At 60.2% G+C, this 18,916-nt stretch carries 19 protein-coding genes; 9 read left to right on the forward strand and 10 right to left on the reverse strand.

Annotated elements, in window-relative coordinates; all coding sequences use genetic code 11:
* The first annotated feature begins 107 nt into the window (after positions 1 to 107).
* The 4 genes from Q7V03_RS17570 to Q7V03_RS17585 are packed head-to-tail and all read left to right on the forward strand — an operon-like array spanning position 108 to position 4,237.
* Complete coding sequence (locus Q7V03_RS17570; RefSeq protein ID WP_304926892.1) at positions 108 to 713, forward strand: CDP-alcohol phosphatidyltransferase family protein; 606 nt, start codon at positions 108 to 110, stop codon at positions 711 to 713.
* Between the two features lie 55 nt (positions 714 to 768).
* Entirely contained in the window at positions 769 to 1,953 is a 1,185-nt protein-coding gene (locus Q7V03_RS17575) for an ABC transporter substrate-binding protein (protein WP_304926893.1), read from the forward strand.
* Positions 1,950 to 3,611: an ABC transporter permease gene (locus Q7V03_RS17580; RefSeq protein WP_304926894.1), complete on the forward strand. Its 1,662-nt coding sequence runs from the start codon at positions 1,950 to 1,952 to the stop codon at positions 3,609 to 3,611. Before Q7V03_RS17575 ends, Q7V03_RS17580 begins: the two co-directional genes overlap by 4 nt.
* Positions 3,608 to 4,237, forward strand: coding sequence for an ATP-binding cassette domain-containing protein (locus Q7V03_RS17585; protein ID WP_304926895.1), 630 nt, complete (start codon positions 3,608 to 3,610; stop codon positions 4,235 to 4,237). The genes Q7V03_RS17580 and Q7V03_RS17585 overlap by 4 nt, the downstream gene beginning before the upstream one ends.
* 137 nt (positions 4,238 to 4,374) lie before the next feature.
* Here the strand turns inward: Q7V03_RS17585 and Q7V03_RS17590 are convergent, their stop codons facing one another.
* Both Q7V03_RS17590 and Q7V03_RS17595 read right to left on the reverse strand, forming a co-directional pair.
* Positions 4,375 to 4,851: a dihydrofolate reductase gene (locus tag Q7V03_RS17590; RefSeq protein WP_304926896.1), complete on the reverse strand. Its 477-nt coding sequence runs from the start codon at positions 4,849 to 4,851 to the stop codon at positions 4,375 to 4,377.
* A complete protein-coding gene (locus Q7V03_RS17595) occupies positions 4,851 to 5,684 on the reverse strand; it encodes a thymidylate synthase (protein ID WP_304926897.1) in 834 nt (277 codons plus the stop codon). Before Q7V03_RS17595 ends, Q7V03_RS17590 begins: the two co-directional genes overlap by 1 nt.
* 248 nt (positions 5,685 to 5,932) lie before the next feature.
* Here Q7V03_RS17595 and Q7V03_RS17600 point away from each other — a divergent pair, with 248 nt between their 5' ends.
* From Q7V03_RS17600 to Q7V03_RS17610, 3 genes are read left to right on the forward strand one after another with little or no spacing between them, the layout of a single operon-like run.
* Entirely contained in the window at positions 5,933 to 6,937 is a 1,005-nt protein-coding gene (locus tag Q7V03_RS17600; RefSeq protein WP_304926898.1) for a hypothetical protein, read from the forward strand.
* 5 nt (positions 6,938 to 6,942) lie between these two features.
* Positions 6,943 to 8,310 (forward strand): hypothetical protein, encoded by a 1,368-nt coding sequence (locus Q7V03_RS17605; RefSeq protein ID WP_304926899.1) that lies wholly within the window; start codon positions 6,943 to 6,945, stop codon positions 8,308 to 8,310.
* Positions 8,311 to 8,365: 55 nt separating this feature from the next.
* Positions 8,366 to 8,794, forward strand: a complete 429-nt coding sequence (locus Q7V03_RS17610) for a VOC family protein (RefSeq protein WP_304926900.1) — start codon at positions 8,366 to 8,368, stop codon at positions 8,792 to 8,794.
* Between the two features lie 84 nt (positions 8,795 to 8,878).
* Here the strand turns inward: Q7V03_RS17610 and ribD are convergent, their stop codons facing one another.
* From ribD to Q7V03_RS17625, 3 genes are all read right to left on the reverse strand, one after another.
* The gene (ribD, locus tag Q7V03_RS17615; RefSeq protein WP_304926940.1) at positions 8,879 to 9,946 is read right to left on the reverse strand and encodes a bifunctional diaminohydroxyphosphoribosylaminopyrimidine deaminase/5-amino-6-(5-phosphoribosylamino)uracil reductase RibD; all 1,068 of its coding nucleotides are present in this window, start codon (positions 9,944 to 9,946) and stop codon (positions 8,879 to 8,881) included.
* 14 nt (positions 9,947 to 9,960) lie between these two features.
* A complete protein-coding gene (gene nrdR, locus Q7V03_RS17620) occupies positions 9,961 to 10,428 on the reverse strand; it encodes a transcriptional regulator NrdR (protein WP_054008026.1) in 468 nt (155 codons plus the stop codon).
* 147 nt (positions 10,429 to 10,575) lie between these two features.
* On the reverse strand, positions 10,576 to 10,953 hold the full coding sequence (locus Q7V03_RS17625; RefSeq protein WP_304926901.1) for a thiol-disulfide oxidoreductase DCC family protein: 378 nt from the start codon (positions 10,951 to 10,953) through the stop codon (positions 10,576 to 10,578).
* Positions 10,954 to 11,247: 294 nt separating this feature from the next.
* Here Q7V03_RS17625 and yghX point away from each other — a divergent pair, with 294 nt between their 5' ends.
* Positions 11,248 to 12,135 (forward strand): YghX family hydrolase, encoded by an 888-nt coding sequence (yghX, locus tag Q7V03_RS17630; RefSeq protein WP_304926902.1) that lies wholly within the window; start codon positions 11,248 to 11,250, stop codon positions 12,133 to 12,135.
* Between the two features lie 20 nt (positions 12,136 to 12,155).
* Here yghX and Q7V03_RS17635 read toward each other — a convergent pair whose 3' ends face one another.
* On the reverse strand, positions 12,156 to 13,541 hold the full coding sequence (locus Q7V03_RS17635; protein ID WP_304926903.1) for an FAD-binding oxidoreductase: 1,386 nt from the start codon (positions 13,539 to 13,541) through the stop codon (positions 12,156 to 12,158).
* Positions 13,542 to 13,673: 132 nt separating this feature from the next.
* Entirely contained in the window at positions 13,674 to 14,558 is an 885-nt protein-coding gene (locus tag Q7V03_RS17640) for a LysR substrate-binding domain-containing protein (RefSeq protein WP_304926904.1), read from the reverse strand.
* A 91-nt stretch (positions 14,559 to 14,649) separates the two neighbouring features.
* Here Q7V03_RS17640 and Q7V03_RS17645 point away from each other — a divergent pair, with 91 nt between their 5' ends.
* Complete coding sequence (locus Q7V03_RS17645) at positions 14,650 to 15,870, forward strand: acyl-CoA dehydrogenase (RefSeq protein ID WP_304926905.1); 1,221 nt, start codon at positions 14,650 to 14,652, stop codon at positions 15,868 to 15,870.
* A 78-nt stretch (positions 15,871 to 15,948) separates the two neighbouring features.
* On the opposite strand, the gene Q7V03_RS17650 is transcribed toward Q7V03_RS17645, so the two are convergent.
* From Q7V03_RS17650 to Q7V03_RS17660, 3 genes are read right to left on the reverse strand one after another with little or no spacing between them, the layout of a single operon-like run.
* Positions 15,949 to 16,824: an ABC transporter permease gene (locus tag Q7V03_RS17650; protein ID WP_304926906.1), complete on the reverse strand. Its 876-nt coding sequence runs from the start codon at positions 16,822 to 16,824 to the stop codon at positions 15,949 to 15,951.
* Between the two features lie 13 nt (positions 16,825 to 16,837).
* The gene (locus tag Q7V03_RS17655; RefSeq protein ID WP_304926907.1) at positions 16,838 to 17,761 is read right to left on the reverse strand and encodes an ABC transporter permease; all 924 of its coding nucleotides are present in this window, start codon (positions 17,759 to 17,761) and stop codon (positions 16,838 to 16,840) included.
* On the reverse strand, positions 17,762 to 18,844 hold the full coding sequence (locus Q7V03_RS17660; protein WP_304926908.1) for an ABC transporter ATP-binding protein: 1,083 nt from the start codon (positions 18,842 to 18,844) through the stop codon (positions 17,762 to 17,764).
* Between the last annotated feature and the right edge of the window lie 72 nt (positions 18,845 to 18,916).

Consider the following 18,916-nt stretch of genomic DNA (forward strand, 5'->3'; position numbering starts at 1 on the left):
GAAAAATTAAATCTTTGCCGCCGGACTCACGTTTTTGACATCTGATTGAAAGATGAAGCACAAACACGGCCAAGTCCCTATGCTGGTGCGGAATGTGGGGAGCAGGCATGATAGACGCGAAACTTTTGCCGTTGCAGAACTGGCTGTTGCGGGGGCCCGCGCGGGTGCTGGCGAGGTGGGTTTCGGCGGATCAGGTCTCGCTGGCCGGATTTGCTTTAGGCGCGCTGGCGGTGCCGGCTTTGGCGTTTGGGTTTTATGGACTGGCGCTGGTTTTGCTGGCGCTGAACCGGGTGGCGGATGGCTTGGATGGTGCTGTGGCGCGGATCAACCGGCCGACAGATCGCGGGGCTTTCTTGGATATCGCGCTGGATTTCGTGTTTTACGCGCTGTTTCCACTGGGGTTTGCTTTGGCTGATCCGGGCGGCAACGCCCTGCCTGCCGCGGTGCTGATCGCCAGTTTTGTCGGCACCGGATCGTCGTTTCTGGCTTTTGCCAGCATTGCGGCGCGGCGGGGGATGCAGGCGGCTGATTATCCCAGCAAAGGGATTTATTACCTTGGTGGCTTGACCGAAGGCTTTGAAACGATTGCGATCTTCACCTTGATGGCGCTAAATCCGGCGTGGTTCTCTGTGCTGGCTTATGGCTATGCGCTTGCCTGCTGTCTGACCACGGGCTTGCGTTGGCGGATGGGCTGGCAAGCCTTTGCCTCGTAAGCTGCGCGGGCTATACCCTGCTGATATGATATGAATTTCTAAGATTGGAGTTACCATGAAACTGCCGCTGGTTGCCGCCCTTGGGCTGCTGTTTGCCACCCCTGCGCTTGCCGATTGGGCGCAGACTTTGGCCGAGGCGAAGGGCCAGACGGTGTATTTCAACGCCTGGGGCGGCGATGCGCGCACCAATGCGTTTATCGCTTGGGTGGGTGCCCAAACCGAGGCGCAATATGGCGTGAAGGTGGAGCAGGTGAAGCTGACCGACACGGCCGAGGCGGTGACTCGGGTGATTTCGGAAAAGGCGGCGGGGCAAGACACGGGTGGCTCGGTCGATCTGATCTGGATCAATGGGCCGAATTTTCTGGCAATGAAGGATCAAGGTTTGTTGCATGGGCCGTTTGTGGCCGATTTGCCGAATGCGCAGTATCTGGATTTGGCGACTTCGTCGGCGGCTTCGGTGGATTTTACGGTGCCGGTCGAGGGCATGGAAAGCCCGTGGCGGCTGGCGAAGTTTGTGTTCAGCTATGACAGTGCCAAGGTGGCAGAGGTGCCTGGCGATATGGCCGGATTTGTCGATTGGGCGGCGGCGCATCAGGGCCGGATGACGCATCCGGACCCGTCGAATTTCATGGGGGCGACGTTTTTGAAGCAGGCGTTGATTGAACTGGCCCCCGATCCTGCTGTGTTGCAGCAGCCGGTGACCGACGCGGCGTTTGCCACGGCGACGGTGCCGTTGTGGGCGTGGTATGACGCGTTGCGGCCGAACCTGTGGCAAGGCGGGGCGACGTTTCCGGCAAGTGGCGAGGTGCAAAGCCAGATGCTGAACGATGGCGAGGTGGATATCTCGATGTCGTTTGATCCGGCCTCAACTGCGGCGGCGATTGCCGAGGGGACTTTGCCAGCGACGGCGCGGGTGTTCGTGCCGAAAGCGGGCAGCATTGGCAATATCAGCTTTGTGGCGATCCCGTACAACGCGGCCCATGCGGCGGGGGCGGAAGTGGTGGCGAACTTTCTGCTAGAGCCTGCGACCCAAGCGCATATGCAGGATATTACGGTTTTGGGCTCGTTTGCGGTGCTGGACCCGGCGCGGCTGGATGATGCGGGCAAGGCCAGGTTTGCGGCTTTGCCAAAGGCTGACGCCCTGCCCGCGCTGGAGGATCTGGGGCCGGTACTGTTGGAGCCGCATGCCAGCTGGATGACGCGTTTGGTCGCAGAATGGGCCAAGCGTTACACCAAGTGAGCCGCTTGCGTGGCGCGGTTTTGGCGGTGGTGCTGCTGGGGCTGATCGCGCCGATTTTGGTGGGATTGGCCGAAACCGCGCGCGCGGCGTTTGGGGTGTTGCCTGCTTTGGGGTTGAACGCATGGTCGCTGAAGCCGTGGCGGATGCTGTTTGCGCAGCCGGGGTTTGGCAGCAGTCTGCGGTTGAGTGTGGTGACCGGGCTGGGATCGACCCTGATCGCGCTGGCCTTGGCGGTGGGGTTTTGTGCCGCGGCACCGGGGCGGATGCGGTGGCTGCCACCCTTTCTGGCCGTGCCGCACGCGGCGATGGCGGTGGGGTTGGCGTTTGTTTTGGCGCCCTCGGGCTGGATCGCACGGGCTTTGGCACCGGTGATGGGATGGGTTCAGCCGCCCGATATCGCCTCGGTGCATGACGCTTGGGGACTGGCGCTGATGCTGGGGCTGGTGGTGAAAGAGCTGCCGTTCTTGCTGTTGGTGATGGCATCGGGGCTGAGCCAGCTTCCCGTGGCCCGGCAGATCGCCGTCGGGCGGGCGATGGGCTATGGGCCGGGGGTGGCGTGGATCAAGCTGATCTTGCCGCAGCTTTGGCCGCTGATCCGGCTGCCGGTTTGGGTGGTGCTGGCTTACGGTGTGTCGGTGGTGGATATGGCGATCATTCTGGGCCCGTCAAACCCGCCGACATTGGCCGTGGCGGTGCTGCGCTGGTTTAGTGCGGCAGATGTGGCGATGATCCTGCCCGCCTCGGCAGGGGCATTGCTGCAAGCGGGGCTGGTGGTGGGCTGTATTGCAGTGCTGTGGGGTGCAGAGGGCGTGCTGCGCGTTGTGGGTCGTTGGTGGTTGCGGCGCGGGGGGCGGGGGATGTCTTGGGCACCGGGTTTGCAACTGGCACGGGTTGGGGTTTGGGGTCTGATCGGGTTGGCTGCGGTGGCGCTGCTGTCGCTGATGGTGTGGTCGCTGGCCTGGCGCTGGTCTTATCCGATGATCTGGCCGGAAGCGTGGTCGGGCGGGATTTGGATGCGCGCTGACTGGGGTAAAGCCCTGATAAATACACTTGTTTTGGCGGGCGTCACGGTGGTGCTGTCGCTGCTGTTGGCGGTGTTCTGGTTGGAGGCGGAAGAAAACCTCACGCGTGCAGCTTGGGCCGAAGCGTTGATTTATCTGCCACTGCTGATACCGCAGATTGGCTTTCTTTATGGGCTGAACGTGGTGTTTTTACGGGCTGGCATTTCGGGCGGTTACGGCGCGGTGGTCTGGGCGCAGGCATTGTTCGTGTTTCCCTATGTGATGATCGCTTTGTCAGAGCCTTGGCGGGCGTTGGATGCGCGGTTGCTGCGGCTGGCGGCGGCGTTGGGCGCGGGGCGCTGGCGACGGTTGATCGCGCTGCGCTTGCCGATGCTGCTGGGGCCGATCCTGACCGCGGCTGCGATTGGGGTGGCGGTGTCGGTGGCGCAATATCTGCCGACGCTGTTCTTGGGCGCGGGGCGGATTGCGACACTGACAACCGAGGCGGTGACGTTGTCTTCCGGCTCGGATCGCCGGGTGACCGGTGTGTATGCCAGTCTGCAAGCTGCCCTGCCCTTCGCGGCCTATGGGCTGGCGGCGCTGGTGCCTGCGTGGTGGCATCGCAACCGGCGTGATCTGCGCAGAGGTGGGGTATGAGTCTGGAACTGTTGGAGCTTTCGGTGCGGCGAGGGGGGGTGGCGTTGTTTCCGCCCCTGTCCTTGCAGGTCGCGGGCGGCGCGGTGGCTGCGGTGATGGGGCCATCGGGGGTAGGAAAATCCACCCTGCTCGATGCTATCGGTGGCCATTTGGCGCATGGGTTTTCGCTGACCGGTCGGGTGCTTGTGCAGGGCCGCGATGTGACCGCCCTGCCCGCCGAGGCGCGGCGGATCGGGGTGATGTTTCAGGATGCGCTGCTGTTTCCGCATCTGTCGGTGGGGGATAACCTCGCCTTTGGGCTGCCTGCTGCGGTGCGCGGGCGGGCGGTGCGGCAGGCGGCGGTGGAGGCGGCTTTGGCACAGGCGGGGCTTGAGGGCATGTATGGCCGCGATCCGGCGACGCTGTCGGGTGGCCAGCGGGCGCGGGCGGCGTTGATGCGGGCGCTATTGGCCGAGCCTTTGGCGTTGCTGTTGGATGAGCCGTTTTCCAAGCTGGATGCGGCTTTGCGCGGCGAGATGCGGCGGTTTTTGTTCGGCCATCTGCGCGCGCGCGGGATTGCGACACTGATGGTGACGCATGATCCCGAGGATGCAGCGGAGGCAGGTGGGGCAGTGGTGGTTTTGTGAGGGTTGGGTTTGGGGCTGGCCGCTAGGGGTTTCACGTCTCCCGCTACGACATTTCTTCGCTACATCGTAGCAAACTTCGACGCACCCGTAGGATATTTGAGCCAATGTGAAACAAATTTTAGATAAATTTTAGCGGGTTAGCGGCGGAGGTATTCTGTGGCGATGCAGGCGGGAGCCTCGGCGCGCAGTGGGATTGATCGGAGTTGCTGCCAGTCTTTTACGTCAAAATCCGGGAAGAAGGCGTCGGCGTCGGGGATGTCGAGGCCGACTTCGGTGATCAGCAGGCGGTCCGCGAGGGGCAAAAGCGCGCGGTAGATACCTTCGCCACCGATGCCGTAAGCGCGGGCATAGCCTTGGGTGCGGGCGAAATCCAGGGCGGCTTCGGGGGTGGGGAAGACGTGCTCTGTCAGGGATTTGTCAGACGAGACCACGCAATTCAGACGATTTTTCAATGGCTTAAATGGCAGGCTTTCCCATGTCTTGCGGCCCATGATGATGCCCCCCCCGGTGGTTTCGCGTTGGAAAAACGCCAGATCCTCGGGCGCGTGCCACGGGATCAGGTTGTCTTTGCCAATAGCGCCATTGCGCGCGCGGGCGACGACGAGGCTAAGCATCAGACCGCCACCGGCGCTTTGATCGCCGGATCGGGATCGTAGTTCAGAAAATCAAAATCTTCGTATTTGAAGTCGAAAATCGACGTGACCTGCCGCTTGATGCGCAGGGTGGGCAGGGGTTTTGGGCTGCGGGCCAGTTGCGTCTGCACCTGATCCAGATGGTTCGAATAGATGTGCGCGTCGCCCATGGTGTGAATGAAATCGCCCGGCTCGTAGCCCGTCACATGCGCCAACATGCATTGCAGCAGCGCATAAGACGCGATGTTGAACGGCACGCCGAGGAACATATCGGCGGAACGTTGGTAAAGTTGCAGGTGCAGCTTGCGGCCTGCGATGCGGACTTGCCACAGGGTGTGGCAGGGCGGCAGCGCCATATCCGGCACCTGCGCAGGGTTCCAAGCCGAGACAATCAGGCGGCGGCTGTCGGGGGTTTTGCGAATCGCGGTCACCAAACCCTCGATTTGATCGACGCTGTCGGCATAGAACACCGGGCGGCCTTCGGGGTCTGCGCCTGCGGGGGTCAGCTTGGGGAAGCGCCGCCATTGCGCGCCGTAAACCGGGCCCAGATCGCCGTTCGCATCCGCCCATTCATCCCAGATGCCGACGCCATTTGCCTTGAGATAGCCGATGTTGGTGTCACCGTTCAGGAACCACAACAGCTCGTGGATGATGGATTTCAGGTGCAATTTCTTGGTGGTGACCAGCGGAAAGCCTTGGGTCAGGTCATAGCGGCTCTGCATCCCGAAATACGAAATCGTCCCGGTGCCGGTGCGGTCGGTCGAGGTTTCGCCCTCGGCCAGCACGGTACGCAATGCGTCGAGATAGGTTTGCACGTCTGTGTTCCGTTTGGTTTAAGGGTTTTGGTTTGCGGGCGCGTGACAAGCTGTTGTCAGGCTTGGCGGTGGTTTGTCTATATATAGACATGATCTATGCGCTAGGCCAAGGCCGAAGCTTGCACTTGCAAGGGGTGATGCCGGGCGGGCACAGCGGTGAAAGATTGGATGTCAAAATCGAATCCTTTTTGACTTTCAAGGGTTTTGCACGCAAAGTTGATGTGATTTTCGTGAGGTTGGGACTGTTGATGAAACCGATTTATCTGCTGTTTGCTGCGGCACTGACTTTGGCAGCTTGTGACGGCAACCCATTCTTGCCGGATGATCCGAGCACAGGTGTTCCTCCCACCGGCACCGGTGGCACGACGGATGGCACGGCCAAATCTGCGATCCGGCGCGTCGAGGTGAAAGACACCTCTACCGGTAACGGTTATGCGGAAGGCTTCAAGTACAACGCTGCTGACGATACGTTTGATGTGGATGGCTTGGGTTTTGACGGCGGCAACGTTTACCAGCGCGGCACAGCTGTGGCCTCACTTGGGCCTTTCAAGGTCTACGAAGGCGATAACACCTTTACCGACCCTGCTACCGGGACCGTGATCAACCAGTTTGCGCATCGCGCGATCTATGGCATTTCGTCCAGCGGGCGCACCAGTTTTGCCGTTGTGCGCACTGGGGCGTATATCCCTTACGGCTTTGGCGGGTTTGTCTATCAGCGCGATCGTGGGGTGACGTTGCCGAGTTCAGGGCAGGCCGGCTATCAGGGAAAATATGCGGCGTTGCGCGATTTCGACGGCACTGCCGGGTTGGAATATGCCACGGGTGACATGCAGGTGGCGATCGACTTCAACGATTTCAACGATGGGGCAGCGGTGCAGGGCCAAGTGTTCAACCGCGCGATCCTTGACTCGAATGGCAATGACATCACCGGCAGCGTGATCACGGCGATGAACGACAACCTTGACCCGACAACTCCGCTGACCGAATTGCCGACCTTGGTTTTCGCAGTCGGGCCTGGCGTGCTGAATGGCGGCGACAAATCGGCAGGCGAAATCGCGGGCAATTTGAGCAGTCATTATGTCGACGGCAGTGGTGTGCAGACTTTTGAGTCCGGAAAATACTACGCGCTGATCACAAATGGTGAAAATCTGAACGCGGGCGAAGTGGTTGGCATCATCGTGGTCGAAGCGGAAGATCCCCGGCTTGAGGGCGTCACCGTGCGTGAGACCGGCGGATTTATCCTGTATCGGTAAGCCCAATGCACCGCCTTGCCAGAGCCCTGCTGATCGCGGCCAGTCTGATCAGCCCGATGGCTGCGCAGGCGAAGCCGGTCACTCTGGGCGTCGAGGCCATGCGGCAACTGGCGTTCGAGGCGGTGACGGCGGGCTTTGCAGAGCAGGCCTTCGTTTACACCGATCTACTGCTGCAACGCGACACAAAGGACAGCACGGCACTGGCGATCCGCGCGCAAGCTTTGCGCGCCCTGGGCCGCACCGAAGAGGCGCAAGTGGCGGCGAGATTTGCTTGGAAGTATGCGCACAGCGATAACGGTCGCTATGGGGCCGCAATGGCGATGGCGCAGGTGTTGTCGACCGAGGGCAGGCGCACGGCGGCGCAGTTATGGTTGCGGCGTGCGGCAGAAGTCGCGCCCAACGCCCGCGCCTATGCGATCGCGCGGCGTGATTTTGGCTATGTGAAGTCGCGTAATCCTTGGGTTTTCCAGCTCGACGCCTCGGCTTCGCCGTCGTCAAATGTGAATAATGGCAGCAGCAACAGCTTCATGAGCATTGGCGGCCTGCCGATTCTGTTTGATATCCCCCCTGACCAACAGGCGCTGTCAGGATTTCAATTCGGCCTTGGTCTGACAGGCAAATATCGGTTTTCACCAACCGCCCCGAATCGTCAGACCGAAGCGAGGATCGGGCTCATGTCGCAGGGCGTGGCGCTGTCTGGCGATGCCAAGGATAAGGCACCAGATGCACACGCGCAGGACTACACCTATACCGCGCTGGAGTTCGGGATGGCGCATCATCGCGGCTTGGACCCTGCAGCACAGAATGTGCTGCATGTTACGGGCACGGCAGGACATAACTGGTATGGCGGCGATGATCTGTCGAATTATCTGCGCCTCTCGCTGGGCTTGGACCACAAATTGGCGCATGGCTCCAGTCTCAGCTTTGGCCTTTCGGGCGATCATACCGCACGGCTGGATCGGCCTATCCAGTCGTCAGATCGGATTACCGCCTCGGTGGGTTACACCTTTGCTTTGGGGGCAAATCGTCTGTCGGTTGAGGTCGAGGGGGCGCAGACCACTTCCGATTCGGCTGAGGTGCGCAATGATGCGGTGACACTGTCGCTGGGGTGGAAAAAAACCAAGCCTGTGGCGGGGCTGATCTTGTCAGGTGGGTTGGATCTGACACAGCAGGTGTTTGCCGACTCGCGGTATGTTATCGGTGGGCGCGAGGATGACAAGCTGACCGCGCAGTTGCAGGTTGGTTTCCAGAATATTGAGTATATGGGGTTTTCGCCCGTTGTGACGATGCAGGTGACGCAGGTGCAATCGAATACCGCCCAAAATGAGCGGCGCAACCTTGGCATCACTCTGGGCATACAATCAGCCTTCTAACCCCTCGCCTTTCCCGGTTTGCCTGCTAAGTTGAACGCCAACACAGGAGCTGCGCATGACAATTCGCTATTTACACACGATGGTCCGGGTGCTGGATCTTGACGCTTCGATGGCGTTCTATCGCCTGCTGGGGTTGGAGGAGACCAAGCGCTATACCAATGACAAGGGGCGGTTTACGCTGGTGTTCATGGCACCTCCGGGGCAGCCGGATTGCCCGGTGGAGTTGACCTATAATTGGGATGGTGATGCGGGATTGCCGTCGGATTCGCGGCATTTTGGGCATTTGGCCTATGAGGTGGACGATATCTACGCCACTTGCGCGCATTTGGCGGCCAATGGTGTGCTGATCAACCGTCCGCCGCGCGATGGGCATATGGCGTTTGTGAGATCCCCGGATAACGTCTCGATCGAGATTTTGCAGAAGGGGGAGTCGTTGGCTGCGGCGGAGCCTTGGGCTAGCATGGGCAATACCGGCAGTTGGTGAGGATTTTCTCTGGAAGCGCGTGTTGAAACATGCACCTTCGGCGGAAGTATTTTTGCCAATGTGAATAGTTAAGAAATTGGGCCATTAGAAGGACCAGAGGCTGTAGGCGTCTGGTCCTATGGTTTTTGTTTCGCGCAGGGTCAGGCGCGGGGCGTCTTTCAGGGCGGTAAGGTTGAGGGCGGCGAGGCTGGCTTTGCCGTCACAGCCGATTAGCGCGCCTGCGGTGAACAGCGCCAGATCATCCACAAGATTGGCGCGGATCAGCGCGGCTGCGAGCGTGCCGCCGCCTTCGCAGAAAATCCGGGTCAGGCCTTGGTTGGCAAGGGTTTGCAGCGCGGCGTGGGGGTTTATGGTTGCGTTTTCGCAGGCGGTTTCCAGCAGGATCGCGCCCTGCCCTGCCCAAGCCTCGCGGTTTTCCTGCGGGGCATAGGGGCCATGCAGCAGCCAGACCGGGGAGGTTTTGGCGGTTTGACCCAAGCGGCTTTCAGGGCTGTGGCTGAGGCGACTGTCCATCACGATGCGGATCGGCTGATGCGTGGCCCCAAGCTCGCGCACCGTCAGATCGGGATCATCGGCGCGGGCGGTGCCAGAGCCGATCAGCACGGCATCGTGGTTCAGGCGCATGGCGTGTACCGCGCGGCGCGATGCGGGCCCGGTGATCCAGCGGGATTCTCCCGTGGCGGTTGCGATACGGCCATCCAGAGTTGTGGCGAGTTTCAGGGTGACAAAGGGCAAGCCTTGGGTGACGCGCTTGAGAAAGCCTGCATTGGCGCGGGCGGCCTCGGCTTGCAGAATGTTTTCCGTTACGTCAATGCCAGCGGCGCGGAGCATGGCATGGCCTTTGCCCGATACACGCGGGTCGGGGTCTTGCAGGGCAGAGACCACGCGCGCCACACCTGCGGCGATCAAAGCTTCGGCACAGGGCGGGGTTTTACCGTGATGCGCGCAGGGTTCCAGGGTGACGTAAGCCGTGGCGCCGCGCGCTGCGGGCCCGGCTTGGCGCAGCGCCATCACCTCGGCATGCGGGCGTCCTCCGGGCTGTGTCCAGCCGCGCCCGACGATAATGCCACTACGGTCGATCACGCAGCCGACCGCCGGATTGGGCCAAGTGCGACCCAAGCCCCGCGCAGCAATGCGCAGGGCATGGGCCATATGGTCTGCGTCGCTCACTCGTCCGCAGCGGTGCCGGGGCGGAGCTCGGACACGAAGCGGTCGAAATCATCGGCGGCCTGGAAGTTCTTGTAAACACTGGCAAACCGGACATAAGCGACGGTGTCGATGCGCGCTAAAGATTCCATCACGATCTCACCGATCACCTTCGAAGAAATGTCGGTATCGCCCAAGGATTCGAGACGGCGCACAATACCGGAAATCATCTGATCAATCCGTTCGGGATCAATCGGGCGTTTCTGCATTGCGATGCGGATCGAGCGTTCCAGCTTGGTGCGGTCGAAATCCTCGCGCTTGCCAGAGGTTTTTACGACGACCAGATCGCGCAACTGCACGCGTTCGTAGGTGGTAAAACGCCCACCGCAGGCCGGGCAAAACCGACGGCGGCGGATCGAGACGTGATCCTCCGCAGGGCGGCTATCCTTGACTTGCGTATCGACGTTTCCGCAGAATGGGCAGCGCATAGGCTCCCTCCTTGCTTGTTATTTGTGACTGCCTCGGCCCCGGCTATCCTGCCGAGTTATCCACAGACCCTAGCGCCATTGCCTAGCCTTCGCCTAGGGGGCTGATCGCGGATACTGCATATAGGTGCAAGGTGTGGCGGGCAGGACTCAGGTCAGGTCTAAAACCCGGGTTTTCTGGGCCGCGTCCGGGATCAGGCGAGTGTCGTCGCGGCCAAGGATGCGGTAGCGATTGCGCGCGATCGGTTTGTAGACCGCGTCTTTCAGCACTTTCGGAAGGTATCGTGTGATGCGGGCGCAGCGCCAAGGGCTTGGCAGTTCCGCCATCGCGGCGGCGAAGGCATCGAGACGCTGGTGGATCTCGCCGTTGATGATCACGAGATTAGTTTCAAAATCTGTCAGCGGCAGGTTCAGGATGGTGTAAAGTGCTCGGCCGAGCGGACTTTGCGCGGTGGCATAGTGGAACTTCTGCGCACAGTCGTGTGCATAGCATGAAGCGGAAGAAGGTCGAGCAGAACACGCATGCACCGTCGCACACGATCAGGTTTTTGCCCGCCAAGCGGTGATTGAGCGGGCTGGGAAAAGGTCAGCGGTTTGCACATGAAAACTGTGGCGCAGGTTTTGCGGCAGGGCGAGAGGGTGTGATGCCGCAGAGGGGCTAGCCCTAGCCCTGCGAGCTTACCCCTGGATATTTGCGCGTGGAGGATAACAATCTTAGGAAAATTGGCGCGATCCCGCCAAAACCGCGCGGATAACGCAAGCGTGAATGGGCGGACGGGCGGTGTGTCCTAGACTTTTGTCTTTACAACCATGGAGCGTACAATGACCCGAATGACCGCAAAGGATTTCAGCCCGAAGCTGCTGGAGCTTTATGATTTCTACGCGCATGGCCGGATCTCGAAGCGCGAATTTCTGGAGAAAGCTGGCAAATTCACCGTGGGCGGCCTGACGGCGGCGGCGCTTTTGGGCTTTATGTCGCCGAACTATGCTTTGGCCGAGCAGGTCAGCTTTAATGACCCCGATATTGTGGGCGATTATGTCACCTACCCTTCGCCGAACGGCAATGGCGATGTGCGGGGCTATCTGGTCAAGCCTGCGGCTGCGGTGGGAAAACTGCCCGCCGTGGTGGTGGTGCATGAAAATCGCGGGCTGAACCCCTATATCGAGGATGTGGCGCGGCGGCTGGCCAAGGCTGGATTTTTGGCTTTGGCCCCGGATGGGCTAAGCAGCGTCGGCGGCTATCCGGGCAATGACGAGGACGGCAAGGCGCTGCAATCATCGGTCGATCCGACCAAACTGATGAATGATTTCTTCGCGGCGATTGAATGGATGATGGCGCATGAAGGCTCCACGGGCCGCGTCGGCATCACCGGGTTTTGCTATGGCGGTGGGGTGTCTAACGCGGCCGCGGTGGCTTATCCTGAATTGGGCGGCGCTGTGCCGTTCTACGGCATGCAGCCGAAGGCCGATGATGTCGCAAAGATCAACTGCCCGTTATTGCTGCATTATGCCGAATTGGACACCCGGGTGAATGAAGGTTGGCCCGCCTACGAGGTTGCGCTGAAACAGGCCGGGACCAAGTATGAGGCGTTCATTTATCCGGGCGTCAACCATGGCTTCCACAACGATTCCACGCCGCGCTATGACAAGGCGGCAGCGGAATTGGCTTGGGATCGGACCTTGGCGTTTTTCCGCGCAAATTTGGTTTAGATCTGGTCGGCTCTGGGCGGCTAGTGCCGCCCGGTCAGCCAGTTGCCAAAGGCTGCGAATTTTGACGGTGGGATGCCGAGTTTGGCTTCGCGCTGATCGGCTATGCGCAAAAGTTTGTACATCAGATGCACGCCGAACCAGCGGAAGGGTTCAGGCTCCCATTGCCGCACCCGGCGGTTGACCCAAGGGAATTTCGCGATTTTGGTGTCGCGACCTAGCGCAAGATCGGCCAAAGTGCGGCCTGCAAGATTGGCGGTGGAAACCCCCGTGCCGACATAGCCGCCAGCCCAGCCGAGGCCAGTTTTGCGGTCTAGCCCCACCGTCGCGCACCAGTCGCGCGGCACAGCGATGACGCCGCACCAGGCGTGGTCGATGGGATAGGCGGCCGCTTCGGGGAAATGCGTGTGCAGGGTTTCGGTCAGCCTACGGATGGTCTCGGCGTCCGGTTCGCCGTTATTATCCATTTGCGACGCATACTTATAAGGCACGCCGCGCGCGCCGACGGTGATGCGCCCTTCGCGGGTGCGCTGGCAGTAGCAATAGGCGTTGTTCATGTCGCCGATCAACTCGTGGCCGTTCCAGCCGATCTTCTCCCAGACCTCGGGGGGCAAGGGAACGGTGGCGATCTGCGCCGAGTTCAGCGGCAGCCATTCGCGTTTATGGCCGGCCAGAGTGGCGGTGAAGCCTTCGGTGCAGCGCAGGATGATCGGCGCTTTGATCACTGCTTTGGGCGTGATGATTTCGCCTTGATCGTAGGAAAGCACCTCAGTTGCCTCGGCGATGCGCACGCCCAGCCGCTCGCAAGCCTCGGCCAAACCGCGCACCAGCTTGGCGGGCTGTATCCGCGCCATGCCAGAGACGACCATCGCACCCAGCACATTGGGCACGGTGATCCGCTGTTTGACCTCAGCGGCGGAAAGTTCACGGACGCGGTGGGCATTGCCCCAGAGTTTGTGATGTGTGATGGAATCGTGCATCCGTGCCAATTGCGCGGGGTTGGTGGCGATCATCAATTCTTCCGAGGGGATAATATCAGCGTCGATGCCTTCCTCGGCGCAGACGCGGGTGATCTCGGGCACGGTGGTTTCGAGTTCTTCAACCATTTCAAGCACCGCCTCACGGCTGGTGGCGCGGGCATAGGCCTCGTGGTTCCACGCGAAGGTGCCCATGCACCAACCACCGTTACGCCCCGATGCACCAAAACCTGCGAATTCTTTCTCAATCACCAGCACATTCAGCGCTGGATTTGCCTTTTTCAGATAATAGGCGGTCCAGAGGCCGGTAAAGCCCGCGCCGATGATCGCCACATCAGCTGTGGTATTTTCGGTCAAGCTGGCGCGGCGGGTTTTGGGCAGGCCGATGTCGGCGTACCAGAACGACACGTCTCCGATGTGGTTAGGTTGCATGCTGGGCCCCTTTGTTTGCGGCAAGATGCCGGGGCGTTTGATCAAAAGCAAGGGGGGCTTCCGCCCGCCTCGGCCTGCGCGCTCACCCTCTGAGGACAATTGACCGCGGAGGATGATGCTTCGCGTTTAATTTTAGGCGTCGCGCTCGGCGGCAATCCAGTTGCGGAAGGAAGCGAGCGGCGCGCGCGGGACGGCGTCTTTCGGCCAGACCAGATAATAGCTGCCAAGCGACGGGATGGCGGGGCCGAAAACCGGCGTCAGGCGGTTCTCCGTCAGTTCGCGCTCGATCAGGAACAGCGGCAGCAAAGCCACGCCAAGGCCGTGGATGGCTCCTTGGGTCATGGTGGCAAATTGGTCGAACAGCATGGCGGGCGGGCGCTGGTTCGGGGTGCCATGATGTGCCAGCCAGCGGCCCCAATCGCCGGTGCGGCTTTCGAGTTGCAGTAGGGGGTATGAGAGAATGTCATCAGCGGAGGCGAGCGGCGTTTTCAGCAGGCCGGCGGAGGATACGGCAAGCAAGTCTTCCGCCATCAAGGGCAGGTAATCGACGCCCGACCAATCTTGTCGACCGTAATGGATGGCAGCGTCGAAATGGCTGATGGCAAAGTCGAAGGGTTGCAGGCGGGTCGACAGATTCACCGTGACTTCAGGATGTTGCGCGGCGAAACGGGCGAGGCGGGGGGCGAGCCAATGCATGCCAAAGGCAGGAAGAATCGCCAGATTGAGCGTCCCGCCGTTGGGATTGGCGCGCAGCGTGAGGCTGGCTTGGTTTAGCGCTTGCAGGGCGCGGCGGATCTCGCGGCAATAGTCTTGCGCCGCAGGGGTCAGCCTTAGGCGGTGCTTGTCGCGGATGATCAGGCCTAAGCCCAACTGGCCCTCAAGCACCTGCAACTGCCGCGAAATCGCACTTTGCGTCAGGTTCAATTCCTCGGCTGCGGCAGAGGCGGAGCCGAGACGCTCGACGGCCTCTAGGGCCAGCAAGGACGGCATCGAGGGCAGATAGCGGCGCGAGAGCATATGAGGTTTCCTCATGTTTTGTTGCGAGAACCTTGTTAGGTGTTTTGGCTGGGCTGTGCAATATAATCGGCAAAACCATAGGAGATGCGCCATGACCGACAGACCCAAGCTGAAAGCCAAAGACGCGCCCGATCTGGCGCGGTTTGATTGGCAAGACCCGTTCCGTATGGAAGACCAGTTGACCGAGGAAGAACGCATGTTGCGCGATGGGGCGCGGGCCTATGCGCAGGAAAAGCTGCAACCGCGGGTGATTGCGGCCTACCGCGAGGAATCCACCGATCCGGCGATCTTCCGCGAAATGGGTGAGATGGGGCTTTTGGGCGTCACTGTTCCCGAGCAATACGGCGGGCTGGGCGCGTCTTATGTGGCTTACGGGCTGATCGCGCGGGAAGTTGAGCGGGTGGATTCGGGCTATCGCAGCATGATGTCGGTGCAATCCAGCTTGGTGATGTATCCGATCTACGCCTACGGCACCGAGGCGCAGCGGATGAAATATCTACCGAAGCTGTCATCGGGGGAATGGATTGGTTGTTTTGGCCTGACCGAACCGGACGCTGGATCTGACCCTGCGGGCATGAAAACCGTGGCGAAGAAAACCGCCAATGGCTACGTTTTGAACGGCGCGAAGATGTGGATTTCCAACGCACCGATTGCCGATGTGTTCGTGGTTTGGGCAAAATCCGAAGCGCATGGCGGCAAGATTAAGGGCTTTGTGCTGGAAAAGGGCATGAAGGGGCTATCTGCGCCGAAGATCGGCGGCAAACTCTCCCTCCGGGCTTCGGTGACCGGCGAGATTGTTATGAAGGATGTGGAAGTCGGCGAAGATGCGCTGCTGCCGCATGTCGAGGGGCTGAAGGGGCCGTTTGGCTGTCTGAACCGGGCGCGCTACGGGATTTCCTGGGGCGTGTTGGGCGCGGCGGAGTTCTGCATGGGGGCGGCACGGCAGTACGGGCTGGACCGCAAGCAGTTTGGCAAGCCTTTGGCGCAGACCCAGCTTTATCAATTGAAGCTGGCGAATATGTTGACGGAAATCAGCCTTGGCATGCAGGCATCTTTGCGCGTCGGGCGGCTGCTGGATGAGGCCAATGCGGCACCTGAGATGATCTCGATCATCAAGCGCAACAACTGCGGCAAGGCCCTCGACGCCGCAAGATGGGCGCGGGATATGCATGGCGGCAATGGCATTCAGGAAGATTACCAGATCATGCGGCATATGGTGAACCTTGAGACGGTAAACACATATGAGGGTACGCATGACGTGCATGCGCTGATCTTGGGGCGGGCTGTGACCGGGCTGCAGGCGTTTTTCTAAGGCGGTTTGTGGTGGCGGTGGGGTGGAACCCCACCCTACGAGAATGACAAAGGCCCGGATCGCTCCGGGCCTTTGTCGTTAAATAACAGCTTCTTCCAAGGCGGCGGCGCGGCGGGCTTCTGCCTCACGCGCGGCCTCGACGTTCGCGTTGCGGCGGCGTTTTATCTCATACAGTACCGCCATCGACAGGGTGACAAGGATCAGCATCAAGGCCAATGCGTTGATCGTCGGCGTGATGCCGGATCGCACCTTGGAGAACACATAGACCGTCAGGGTGTCAGCCCCGCCGCGGGTGAATTGCGTGACGTTGAAGTTTTCAATCGACTGGAAGAATGCCACCGCCGCCCCTGCCCCGATGGCGGGATAAAGATGCGGCAGCAGGATGCGGCGCATAACCTGGCCGTGGGTGGCACCCAGATCAAGCGCGGCCTCCTCTAGCCCTTGATCGAAACTTTGCAGGCGGGCCAGCACCAGTAGCATCACGATGGCCGCGATATAGCTGACCTGTCCCAGCACCGACAAATGCAGGCCCGGAATGAACGGAAACGGCTTGTCAGCGCCAAACAACAGCCCCCCCATCTTGGTCCACATGATCATGGTGGAAATCCCGATCACAGCGCCGGGGATCAGGATGGTTGAGATCATCGTGCCATACAAAACCGCGCGCAGATTGCCCGAAACCGAGTTGATCAGGATTGCTGCTGCGGTGCCGACGATCACCGAAATCAACGCCACCGCGATGGCGACGAAAATGGTGTTCTGGAAAGCGTGCCACATCCGGTCATCGGCCCAAAGGGCTTCAAACCATTTCCAAGTAAAGCCTTTCCACGGCACGATAGACGGGGTTTTATTGTCGTTGAACGCGGCCGCCCCCATGATCACCAAAGGGATCAACATGTAAAAGATGAACGCGCCAGCATAAACGCGGGCAAGAGTTTGACGGATTTTATACATGGTCTTACCCCCCTCAATTCGCGATGTCAGAAAGTTTGACGCGGAAGATCTTCATCACCAAGCTGACAAACAAAGTGCACATCACCAGCAAGAGGAAGGCGTAGGCGGCGGCGGTATTCCAGTCGAGTGCGTCGAGCATCCATTGCTGCACGGTCTGGGTGAACCATTGCGAGGTGGTTGAGCCTAAGATCGACGGCACCAACAGCGAGCCTGCAGACAGCATGAACACCATCACAGCGCCCGATGCGATGCCGGGTTTTGCGTGCGGTAAAACGATGCGCCAATGGATGCGCCACCACGGTGCGCCAAGATCTTCAGCGGCTTCGATCTGGTTGGAATCGAGCGAGGAAATCGCGTTGTAGACCGGGAAGATCATGAACAGCACATAGGTGTAGACAAGGCCGATCATCACGCCGTTATAGCCGACGATCCAGCGCACTTCGTGGTCGATCAGATGCAGTTGGATCAATATCCAAGACAGCGGGCCCTTCAGGGCTAGGATGATCCACCATGCAAAGGCGCGCAGAACCTCGGACACCCATAGGGGCACGAACAGCAGCAGGAACATGGTGGGCAGGGAACGCGGCGAGAGGATTTTTGCCATGAAATAGGCCAAAGGATAGGCCAAAGCGAAGCATATCAGCGTCACCACAACGGAGTAGAAGATGGTGAGTGAGAACGTCAGCACATGCACCGGAATTTGAAAGCTGAAGCCAAACGGCGATACCTCAATCGCGCCGTTGAACACTTTCATGTAGTTGGCCGCGGTGTAGAGGTCTTTCGGCCCGCCTATATCGACGACGGGCAGATAGGGACGGAACGAGCTTTCCAGCAAAGTGATGTTCGGCACGATCACCAGCATCACCAGCCAGAACGCGGTGAGCAGGCAGACAAGAAGGGTCAGGCCGGGTCCGTAGCGGCGGATCATATCTCCCATTTACGCCACCACAGTCGAGTCAGGCAGGATTGAGGCATGAGCGGCGTTGAAATGTGCAAACCGGGTGGCGCCGATCTCGGGCACGGTGGCCGAGCCGTCGTTGCGCACTTCGGCGACGATGATCTGGCCGGTGGTGGTTTGGGCATGGACGGCGATGAAGGCGCCCTCGAACGACACTTCCGACACCGTCACGGGGATCGAGTTTTCCGCAGCCGCTGTTTCCGACAAAATCGTGTGTTCGGGGCGGACGTAGAGTTTGATGCTGTTGCCTTTGGCGAGTTCACCCAGACGTGCGCGGAACGGGCCTAGGGCGGTATCAAAGCCCGCCATGCCGCCCGAGGGGTTGCTGACAGAACCCGCGAAGATATTGTTTTCGCCGACAAAAGACGCAACAAAGCCGTTGACCGGGTTGTTGTAAATCTCACGCGGGTCGGCGACTTGTTGGATGCGGCCCTGGCTCATCACCCCTACCCTGTCGGACATCGCAAGCGCTTCGCCTTGGTCGTGAGTGATATAGATGAAGGTCACTTCAGTGCGCTTTTGGATGGCGCGCAGTTCGGCGCGCATATGTTGGCGGAGTTTGAGGTCGAGCGCCGACAGCGGTTCATCAAGCAGCATCACGGCGGGCTCAACCGCCAAGGCGCGGGCGATGGCGACGCGCTGTTTCTGGCCGCCGGACAACTGGCTGATCATTTTATCAGCAGCACCCGGCAGATCGACCATTTCCAGCAAGGCCTGCGCCTTGGCGCGGCGGGTGGCTTTGTCGACGCCACGCACTTCAAGCCCGAACGAGATATTCTCCCAAATCGGCATCAGCGGAAACAGTGCCAGGTTCTGGAAGATCAGCGCGGTCGGGCGCTGGTTCGGGCGTTGACCCTTCATATCCTTACCGCCGATGCAGATCGTACCCTGCGTCGGTTCGATAAAGCCGGAAATCATCCGCAAAATCGTGGTCTTGCCGCAGCCGGATGGCCCCAAAAAGGAAAAGAACTCGCCCGGTTTGATCGAGACATTGGCGTTATCAACCGCGCGGAAGCTGCCGAAATCGCAGCTGACATTTTGAAGATCAATCCCAGCACTCATGGATCGTCTTTCCCCCTGATATGTTTTTGTTATGAGGCCGCAAGGGCCATTGGCAGCGTAGAAAATATCAAC

It is taken from the genome of Cypionkella sp., assembly GCF_030652235.1.
Taxonomy (GTDB): Bacteria; Pseudomonadota; Alphaproteobacteria; order Rhodobacterales; family Rhodobacteraceae; genus Cypionkella.